Annotated in this window: 11 protein-coding genes; 6 read left to right on the top strand and 5 right to left on the bottom strand. The window is 59.1% G+C overall.

Going from position 1 to position 9396, the window contains the following annotated elements:
* Together Q0072_RS08955 and Q0072_RS08950 are read left to right on the top strand one after the other, a co-directional pair.
* On the top strand, positions 1-720 hold a 720-nt coding region (locus tag Q0072_RS08955), incomplete at its 5' end, for an SOS response-associated peptidase family protein (protein ID WP_298328725.1).
* Between the two features lie 303 nt (positions 721-1023).
* Entirely contained in the window at positions 1024-1440 is a 417-nt protein-coding gene (locus Q0072_RS08950) for a PEGA domain-containing protein (protein WP_298328722.1), read from the top strand.
* A 148-nt stretch (positions 1441-1588) separates the two neighbouring features.
* Here the strand turns inward: Q0072_RS08950 and Q0072_RS08945 are convergent, their stop codons facing one another.
* Positions 1589-2551: an NUDIX domain-containing protein gene (locus Q0072_RS08945; RefSeq protein ID WP_298328720.1), complete on the bottom strand. Its 963-nt coding sequence runs from the start codon at positions 2549-2551 to the stop codon at positions 1589-1591.
* Positions 2552-2650: 99 nt separating this feature from the next.
* Here Q0072_RS08945 and Q0072_RS08940 point away from each other — a divergent pair, with 99 nt between their 5' ends.
* Complete coding sequence (locus tag Q0072_RS08940) at positions 2651-2854, top strand: hypothetical protein (RefSeq protein ID WP_298328717.1); 204 nt, start codon at positions 2651-2653, stop codon at positions 2852-2854.
* A gap of 69 nt (positions 2855-2923) precedes the next feature.
* A complete protein-coding gene (locus Q0072_RS08935) occupies positions 2924-3544 on the top strand; it encodes a carbonic anhydrase (RefSeq protein ID WP_126422363.1) in 621 nt (206 codons plus the stop codon).
* Between the two features lie 98 nt (positions 3545-3642).
* Here Q0072_RS08935 and vapC read toward each other — a convergent pair whose 3' ends face one another.
* From vapC to Q0072_RS08920, 3 genes are read right to left on the bottom strand one after another with little or no spacing between them, the layout of a single operon-like run.
* Positions 3643-4047, bottom strand: coding sequence for a tRNA(fMet)-specific endonuclease VapC (gene vapC / locus Q0072_RS08930; RefSeq protein WP_298328714.1), 405 nt, complete (start codon positions 4045-4047; stop codon positions 3643-3645).
* Complete coding sequence (gene vapB / locus Q0072_RS08925; protein WP_298328711.1) at positions 4047-4268, bottom strand: type II toxin-antitoxin system VapB family antitoxin; 222 nt, start codon at positions 4266-4268, stop codon at positions 4047-4049. Before vapB ends, vapC begins: the two co-directional genes overlap by 1 nt.
* A gap of 51 nt (positions 4269-4319) precedes the next feature.
* Positions 4320-6359: an NAD(+) synthase gene (locus Q0072_RS08920; RefSeq protein WP_298328708.1), complete on the bottom strand. Its 2040-nt coding sequence runs from the start codon at positions 6357-6359 to the stop codon at positions 4320-4322.
* A gap of 241 nt (positions 6360-6600) precedes the next feature.
* Between Q0072_RS08920 and Q0072_RS08915 the strand changes: the two genes are divergently transcribed.
* Both Q0072_RS08915 and Q0072_RS08910 read left to right on the top strand, forming a co-directional pair.
* Complete coding sequence (locus Q0072_RS08915; protein WP_298328705.1) at positions 6601-7803, top strand: threonine ammonia-lyase; 1203 nt, start codon at positions 6601-6603, stop codon at positions 7801-7803.
* 52 nt (positions 7804-7855) lie between these two features.
* Positions 7856-8317, top strand: a complete 462-nt coding sequence (locus tag Q0072_RS08910; RefSeq protein WP_298328703.1) for an FKBP-type peptidyl-prolyl cis-trans isomerase — start codon at positions 7856-7858, stop codon at positions 8315-8317.
* Positions 8318-8436: 119 nt separating this feature from the next.
* Here Q0072_RS08910 and Q0072_RS08905 read toward each other — a convergent pair.
* The coding region (locus Q0072_RS08905; RefSeq protein WP_298328700.1) for a serine hydrolase at positions 8437-9396 on the bottom strand (960 nt) is incomplete at its 5' end.

The raw sequence follows: 9396 nt of genomic DNA, 5'->3' as shown, positions 1-9396 counted from the left end.
GCAAGGTGCAGATATTGGGTTTCACTCAATGGCCCACAGGAAGAACGACCGATGTGTAATCTCTACTCTATGACCAGCAATGAAGCGGCCATCCGCGCCCTTGCCAGGGTCCTCAAATCATCGGTCGGCAATCTGCCCCTGTTCGAGTACATCGGTGCCAATGGGTTTGGCCCCATCGTTCGCAATACCGATGAGGGCCGCGAACTGGCCATGTGTCGCTGGGGTATGCCCTCTCCACCTTTCACACTCAAAGGCAAAAACTACGATTCCGGTGTCACCAATATCCGCAATACAGACAAGCCCTACTGGGCCAAATGGCTGACGGATCCCGCAAACCGTTGCCTCGTGCCGTTTACGTCCTTCTCAGAACTCGATCAGGTGTCAGGCAGCAATGTCATCCACTTGTTCGCGCAAGGCTCCGAACGCCCCCTGCTCTTCTTTGCCGGCATCTGGACGCCTCAGTGGGCGTCCGTGCGCAAGGTCAAGGATGGCGAGACGACGGATGATCTCTATGCCTTCCTAACGACGACCGCGAATGCCGAAGTCGGCGCGGTTCATGACAAGGCCATGCCCGTTATTCTAACGACGGAAGCGGAGCGCGATCTGTGGATGACGGGCGCATGGAGTGAAGTTCAGGCGTTGCAGCGTCCCTTGCCCGATGGCAGCCTCAGCGTCGTGGCGACCGGTAGGCGGAAAGATGGGCAACATTTGAACAGCTAGGAACCTTTCGGGCGAGACCCTTTCGAACTGACCAGACCTTGCCGCAAGTTCAACTTTTGAGCACCTTACCCGCATTTCGGAAATGGAAACTCAATACCCTGCCAAGCAAGCATGATGAGCGACCCACTCGTTAGCAACCAGTACGGGCAGTTACAATGCGCCCCCTGGTCTTCAGATCTATTCCCTGAAAGCGTCACATCTGACGTAAGATCGACATCTCGCGCAAAAAATAACTTGCAGCCGTGTCGCACTGGAGACTAACGTTACAAAGAGTCCAAATTTGGCTCAATGGAGGGGAAATCCATGAAATTGAATAAGATTGCGCTCGCTCTTGCGGGCGTAGCAGCTATGCTCGCTGTTTCAGGCTGCGCCACGATCACGCGTGGAACCAATGATGTGTTCGTGGTTGAGACGTTCCCGGTGGGCGCCTCGGTCAAGACGTCGAATGGGTACTTTTGCGACTCGACGCCTTGCAGCCTGAAGATGCCGCGCAAGTCTGAGTTTACAGTGACCATCACGAAGGCAGGTTACAAAACCTGGACGGGGAACGTCACAAATAAGGTGTCGGGAGCAGGTGGGGCAGGCATGGCTGGTAACGTGCTCGTCGGTGGCATAATCGGTGCCGCCGTCGATGGAAGCAACGGCTCTATGCTGGACCTTGTTCCAAACCCGCTGGTCGTCACCCTGGAAAAGGAAGACGGCGCGGAGAAGAAGGACTAAGTAGAGATATCTGCGGCCTGTCTCAGGATTCAGGCCGCAGGCATTTCTTACGGCAGGCAGACGTATGGGTTAAGCTGCGGATATTCTCGCTACTTCGTGGGCCGAGACCGGTGCACGTAAGGCATCATTTTAAAATCTGCGGAACGCCTCAGGCGCCTGTGGAGAGGAAATGGTGCAGCATCAGATAATGGTCCTCGAACATGTGCGCACGCATCTTTAAGGCACAGTCCACCCCGGTCCATTTCAGTGCCGCCGCATCATCTCCGGCTTCGAGCGCGGGTAAATCCAGGCCACTGAGATCAAAATAAAACACATGGCTGATGGTGCGACCGCGCGCGCTACGGTCCGGTTGATCGAAGACACGCTGGCCTCTGAGGCACTGAAGGGCCTGCCCTTCTGACAAAGACAGACCTGTCTCCTCTTGTAGCTCGCGCAGGACCGCGGCAAACACCGTCTCATGTGGATCGAGAAAACCACCCGGCAAGGCCCACTGTCCGCGGCCCGGCAATCCGCCGCGTTTTATCAGAAGGATCCGATCATCTTTGCGGATCAGAGCATCGACCGTCACATGCACTGGCGGATAAGGGGCGACGGACCAGCTTTGGTGATAGGCTTCGATATAGGCGTGTTCCTCAGCCAGCGTGCGCCGGGTATCGGCATCCAGCACCCTGTCCATCAGCGCGCGCACCGTATCAGGGACGTCGCCAAAGCTATTCCCTTTTAGCCATCTGGCCCGTAAGGCCGATGTCTTCTGAGGCATTTCCGGGTCAGCGAGGGTCAGCCCACCCGCCCAGAGCCCCTGTAATTCAGGGCCGTAACCCGGATCGAAGGACAGAAGCGGTGCGTTTTCGGCAAAGGCGGACAATTGCGCCACCCGCTCTGCCGGCAATAGCGCGTCTTCGATGGCCACGGCTTCAAACCCCGTTGATTGCAACATGGCCACCTGTTCTTCCGCCGTAAACGGATAACGACTGGACCGCGGCATATGGGCGCCAACGACAACGACGATCAGATTCCCGTCACCGCGCCAGTCTTCAAGCGCCCGCACATGGTCATCCGTCAGCGGATGAAACCGCCCCACCGCCAGTCGTAAAGATGCGCTTTTCGTCATGTCTGCCTCTCCTTTGGCCAACCATAGCCGCCACAAAAGGGCTTGTCAGTTTCCTTTCCCTGTTTAATGCTGTTAACCATTCAGGCGGGGAGGCGTGACATGCAGGACACCTATAAGCCAACGACACGGATCGAGCCGCTGAAATGGCTGATCGCGGCGCTGGAGACCGTTCTCGGTCTGATGGGGGCTCTGGTGCTGATCCTTTACTTCTACACCGGTTCCTTTGCCGGGGCGGGTCAGAAGCTCGATGCCGGCCTGAAAGCCATCTGGCTGTTCGTTGCCCCTTTTGCGGGCCAGGGCTGAAAAAATAAAAAGCATTGACCCGACGGCACATCTGCCGTTTAAGCCGCCGACAACATTTGAGAGGCTGGCATGGTTGAGAACCTGATCGAGAATAACCGCCGCTGGTCGCGCGAAAAAACCCGCGTCGATCCGGACTTCTTCTCGCGTCTGGTGCGTCAGCAGCATCCTGAGTATCTGTGGATCGGCTGTTCCGACTCGCGCGTGCCGGCCAATGAAATCGTCGATCTCGATCCGGGCGAGCTGTTCGTGCATCGCAATGTCGCCAATCTGGCCCCGCAGCAGGATGCTAACTATCTGAGCGTGCTGCAATACGCGGTCAATGTCCTGAAAATCAAACACGTGCTGGTCGTCGGCCACTATGGCTGCGGTGGCGTTCGGGCGGCCATCGAGTCCACCGATCACGGCCTGATCGACCACTGGCTGTCCCCTATCCGCGACGTGGCACATGAGCACCGGCACGAGCTGGAGGCCTGCGATAATCAGGAATCGCGCGTGGACCGTTTGTGCGAGCTGAATGTAATCGCTCAGGTGCGCAATGTCGCCACCAACCCGATCATCCTCCATGCCTGGCGCGAAGGCCAGCCCCTGTCCATCCACGGCTGGGTCTATTCCATCGCGAATGGTCTGGTCACCGATATGAATATCTCGGTGCGCAATCTGGCCGAACGCGAGCGTTTGTTCGGAATCTAGAGCGCAATCCGACAAAGTGGGCACCACTTTTCGGAAAAATTGCGTGACCAAACAAAAACTTAGAGCCATTCGGCGGCACAACTGAGCCGACGGATGCTCTAATCCGCGAGCCAGTCTTCACAGCGTAGCCCGTCAACGTGGCGGAACTCGTGCAGATTACCCGTAACGACGATCAGGCCGCGACTGCGGGCGTGCCCGGCAATCAGCACGTCATATCCGCCGATCATGCGTCCCTGACGTTCCAAAACCGCGCGGATATCCGCGGCATGATCAGCGGCTGCGGCATCGAACAGCAGAATATCGAGGCGGCTGGCGAAATTTTCCACCGACTGACGATGCTCAAGGGGGCGTGCGGATTTCGCCGCTCCATACAAAAGCTCGTTGAGAACGATGGTCGAGAGACACATGCCCGCCGCTTCGGCATTGAACCGCTCGCGCAAGGCCGCGGGCCGATCGCGCAGCACGCGGATGCACAGATTGGTATCGAGCATATAACGCAGCATCAGAAGCTGTCGCGCGTTTGCAGAGATGGCTGGTCACGTTCCGGCAAATCTATGCTGTCTGCCGCGAAAAAATCGTCCCAGACGGCATTGGCCGGCACGATAATACGACGCTGGCCTTCACGCAGTATGGTCACTTCGCGAACGCCCTCCGGAAAGGCGACATCCTTCGGTAAACGGACGGCCTGTGTGCGATTGGACTGAAACAGAGTGGTCTGGGTCATGGCGGCCTCTTGGATATACGCATTATATATACATTTAGCATCTGACGCAAACTATTCGGAGGGCAGGTTCGTCCTCAACTCGTCCAGCCACAGGGTAGCGGTGGAGTCCGACGGGGCGCGCCAGTCGCCGCGTGGGCTGAGCGCCCCGCCAGAGATGAGTTTCGGGCCATTGGGCACGGCCGAGCGCTTGAACTGCGAAATCGTGAAAAAGCGGAACAGAAAGACCTCCATCCACTTGCGAATATCAGCAATGCCATAGGCACGGCGGTCGGCTTGCGGATAATCGGGCGGCCAGTCGCCGGCGGTCGCATCCTTCCACGCCTGATACTGAAGGAAGGCGATTTTGGAGGGCTTCAGGCCGAAGCGCGTCAGGTAGTAGAGGGTAAAATCCTGTAGCGGATAGGGGCCGACCTTGTCTTCGGTACGCTGAGCCTGACCGTTCTGTACCGGCACCAGTTCCGGCGAAATCTCACGCTCCAGCACCGAGCGCAGCACACGCGCGGCCTTGGCATCGAACTCGGTGCGCGCCGCCCAGCGGATCAGATGCTGGATCAGGGTCTTAGGCGCGCCGCAATTGACATTGTAATGGCTCATATGGTCGCCGACACCATAGGTGCACCAGCCGAGCGCCAGCTCGGATAAATCCCCCGTGCCGACGACAAACCCGCGATGCTGACCGGCCAGCCGGAACAGAAAGTCCGTGCGCAACCCGGCCTGCACGTTCTCAAACACCACATCATAGACCAACTCCCCCTGACCATAGGGGTGGCCAATATCCATCAGCATGCGTTTTGAGGCCGGGCGAATGTCGATTTCTTCCGCCGTGACGCCTAAGGCCCGCATCAGCTTATGCGCGTCGGATTTCGAGCCCGACGTCGTGCCGAAGCCCGGCATGGTGTAGCCCCTGATTTGCGAGCGCGGCCGCCCCAGACGATCAAAAGCCTTGCAAGCCACGATCAGGGCGTGAGTGGAATCGAGCCCGCCCGACACGCCGATGACGACGCTTTCGGACTGTGTGCTCTCAATGCGCCGCATCAGGCCGTGCACCTGAATATTGAAGGCCTCAAAACAGTCTTCATCCAGACGGTCACGATCATTGGGCACATAGGGAAAGCGGTCCACCGTGCGGTAAAAGTCAGTCAGGGCGTGCGGCTTATGATCGAACAGACAGGTTTGTACCGGTTCTTTTGCGCTGAACCGGCGTGCATCGGCAAAGGTCGCTGTGCGCAAACGCTCCTGCGCTATGCGTTCCACATCGATATCGGCGAGTGTCAAGGTATCGCTGGCAAAGCGCTCGCCTTCGGCCAGCAGCGTCCCCAGTTCATAAACCAGCGACTGCCCGTCCCAGGCGAGATCGGTGGTCGATTCCCCCGGCCCGGATGCGCTGAAGGCATAGGCGCACATCAGGCGCTCAGAGGTTGCCTCGCAGATACGCTTGCGCACCCGCGACTTACCCACCGTCACGGGCGAAGCCGAAAGATTGACGATCACCGTAGCCCCGGCTAAAGCCAATCGCGTCGAAGGCGTGTCTGGCGACCACATGTCCTCGCAGATTTCGACGCCCAGCGTAAAGGCGGCATCCCCTTGCGCCTGAAACACCTGATGCGTTGTCACAGGGGCGGACACCCCACCAATTTCGAGTTCGGTATTGAGCGCGTGGCCGCTGGCAAACCAGCGCTTCTCATAAAACTCGCGATAATTGGGCAAAAAGGTCTTGGGCACCAGCCCCAGCAGCGCGCCTCCCTGAATCACCGCTGCGCAATTATACAGCGCGCCTTCAATCCACAGCGGCACCCCGCAGACCACAATGGCGCGCCAGTCTTGTGAGGCGGTAATCAGGACCTCCAGAGCCGCCTTCGCCGCTTGCTGAAGCGTCTGTTGCAGGAAGAGGTCCTCAAGCGTGTAGCCGGTCAGGCTCAATTCGGGAAACAGGACGACATCCGCCCCGGCCGCATCGGCCTTGTGCGCCAGTTGCACATGCTCTGACAGGTTCGCCCTGGGGTCGGCAATATGCACATTGGGCGTCGCACAGGCGATCCGCACAAAGCCATGCGCAGCGGGCGAATAAAAGTTTTTGCCGGAATTTGCCATTTCTGCCTCACGCGACGAACGCCTATGAGCTGATATAGGCGCATTTTGGACAAATCGACACACCTCATTTCAGTAAATGTGCATAAATTTGATAAGATGTGACATTGGCGATCTTCATATTTGCAATAATAGTTTCATATGAAATTTATTATGACATTCACCCGCCTTGGGTCCCTTTTTGACTTGGGTTCCGGGGGATGGGTCTGATATGGGAACACACCTGTCATCGTGTGTGTCCGTCATGAGCCTCAATCTGGAAACGATCCAAGCCGCCGCGACGCGGTTAAAGGGTCACATCGTCGAAACCCCCTGCGCCTTTTCGCAAAAGCTGAGCGCGTTGACGCGCAGCCAGTTGTGGATCAAGTACGAGAACCAGCAATATACTTCGGCCTTTAAGGAGCGCGGCGCGCTCAACAAACTGGTGACGCTCAGCGCCGAGGAACGCGCGCGCGGCGTCTATGCGGCCTCGGCCGGCAATCACGCTCAGGGCATTGCCTACCATGCCCAGCGGCTTGGCATTCCCGCCACCATCGTCATGCCGCACGGCACCCCCTTCGTGAAGGTGCAGAAGACTCAAGGCTATGGCGCGCGCGTGGTCATCGAAGGCGCGACCTATGACGACGCTTCGGCCCATGCGCAGACCCTGTGTCGCGACGCCAGCGCCGTCTATGTGCATCCGTTCAACGATTACGATGTGATGGCCGGACAGGGGACGCTGGCGATTGAGATGCTTGAGGCCGTGCCGGACCTCGACGTACTGCTGGTGCCCATCGGGGGCGGCGGGCTGATCGCCGGCATGGCGACGGCGGCCAAGGCGCTGAAACCCTGGATCAAGATCATCGGCGTCGAAGCGGCCATGTACCCCTCTTTTGCAGCCAAGCGGCGCGGCCTGAACATGCCGACGGGCGGTTCGACCATCGCCGAAGGCATTGCTGTGCGCGACGTGGGCGAACTGAGCTTCGCCGTCGCCAATCCGCTGGTCGATGATGTGCTGGTCATTGATGAGGCCGATTTCGAGCGCGCCATCGCCGCCTTCGTCAATGTCGAAAAGACGGTGGCCGAAGGGGCCGGTGCCGCGGGGCTGGCCGCCGTCATGCGCTACCCGGAAAAGTTCGAGGGGCAGAAGGTCGGCCTGATCCTGTGTGGCGGCAATATCGACATGCGCCTGCTGGCCTCGGTGCTGCAACGCGAGCTGGTGCGCGAAAAGCGGCTGGTGACCTACCGCATTCTGGGCGACGATCGGCCGGGCATGTTGTCGCTGATGGCAGATGTCATTTCGCGCAAGGGCGGCAATATCGTCGATGTGGCACACAATCGTCTGGTGCTCGACGTGCCTGCCAAGGGCGCTGAGTTCGACATACTGGTGGAAACGCAGGACGCCCGCCACGCCCATGAAATCGCCGATGGCCTGCGCGCCACGGGCTATGCGCTGAGAATGGAATAGAGGATACGTAATGGTTTCGAATTGGATAAGACCGGTCTGTCTTTCTTTGGTAATGGTGTCAGCCGTCTCGCTTACGGCCTGTAACCGTACCGATCCGGCGGCCGAAGCGGCGGCAGAGGCCAATATCAAGGCGGGCGAAACCTTCCTGAGCGAAAAGGCCAAGGAACCGGGCGTGCAGAAGCTGCCCAAGGGGCTGCTGTATAAGGTCATCACGCCGGCGACCGATCCCAATGCGCCTAAGCCCACCGTGCGCGACACGGTGAAAATTCATTACGAAGGTCGCCTCATCGACGGCACCGTGTTTGACTCAAGCTATGACCGGGGCGTTCCGGCGGCCATGCCGCTTGATGGTCTGGTTGAAGCGTGGAAGATCGCCGTGCCTCAGATGAAGACGGGCGAAACCTGGGAGCTTTATGTTCCCGCCCAACTCGCCTACGGCGAGACCGGGGCCGGCCCTATCCCACCCAACAGCGTGCTGGTCTTCAAGATTCAACTGATCGGGATTCAGCCTTAAACACTATAGCGGAATGATCTCTTCGGGATCATTCCGCTCAGGCCGCTATTGAGGCGGCGGCCAAGGTGGCAAAGCCACCGCCCGGCGAGGGGCTAAACAAAATCTGGATCATTGTGTTTTCATAATGATCCAGCCGCTGCGCGGGCGGACATCAGGACCGAGCCCACAGCGGTCAGGGTGTCCGGTGCGGCGTCATTGGCGCAGGCGGCGGCCACCGTGCCCGTCTTCGCATCGACCAGCACCTCGCCGTACCACATGGTGTTCGACCCATTGTGCCACAGGGCGCCATCCGGCCGCACCACCCAGCCCAGCGCATACTCATCGCCGAAGTGCGGTGTGTGCAGCGCGTCCCAACTTTCGGCTTTCAGCAAGCTGGCCGGACGATCACGGTGGGCGCGCAGATAGGTCAGCATGTCCGCCATCGACATATGCACCCGTCCCGCCGGCCCCAGTGCCACAGGATTGTCGGTGGGCAGGCCCGGCCCGACCGGCATAGGTTTGCGCTTATGGCCATTGACGGCGTGGCCCAGAGGCTGATCCACCTGACCCGGACGGCCCGGAGCACCAAAGCCCGCACTTGTGATGCCCAGCGGCGTGAACAGTTCTGTCTGGATGAGAGTTTCCCAGTTCTTGCCCGTCAGTTGCTCCAGCATGGCGCCAGCAATGATATAGCCATTATTGGCATAGACGTTTTGCGCGCCGACCGGGCCGACGGGCTTTTGCTTCAACGCCGCCAACGCCCATTTACGCCGCTCCGCCCGCGGATCAGGCATAGGATCACGGCTATAGAAGACGGTGTTGATACCGTCGAGATTGGGCTGAAGCCCCGCGCGATGGCTCAGCAGATGTAGAAGGGTGGCGTCACGATAGGCCGCCGAAACGGGGTTGCCGCGCTCATCCAGCACCTCACCTACTTTGGTCGTCCATTTGATCGCACCGGCATCGACCAGACGCCCGCACAGGGTCGCCGTCATCGACTTGGTGATAGAGCCCCAATGCCATTGATCTTCCATCTGCACGGCGATCTCGTCTTCGCTGGAGCGGGCCCCGGCGGCGAAGATTTCGGTATGCGTGCCACG

This window comes from Asticcacaulis sp. (genome assembly GCF_027484505.1).
Classification (GTDB): domain Bacteria; phylum Pseudomonadota; class Alphaproteobacteria; order Caulobacterales; family Caulobacteraceae; genus Asticcacaulis.
This window is presented reverse-complemented; position numbering and strand designations above follow the sequence as displayed.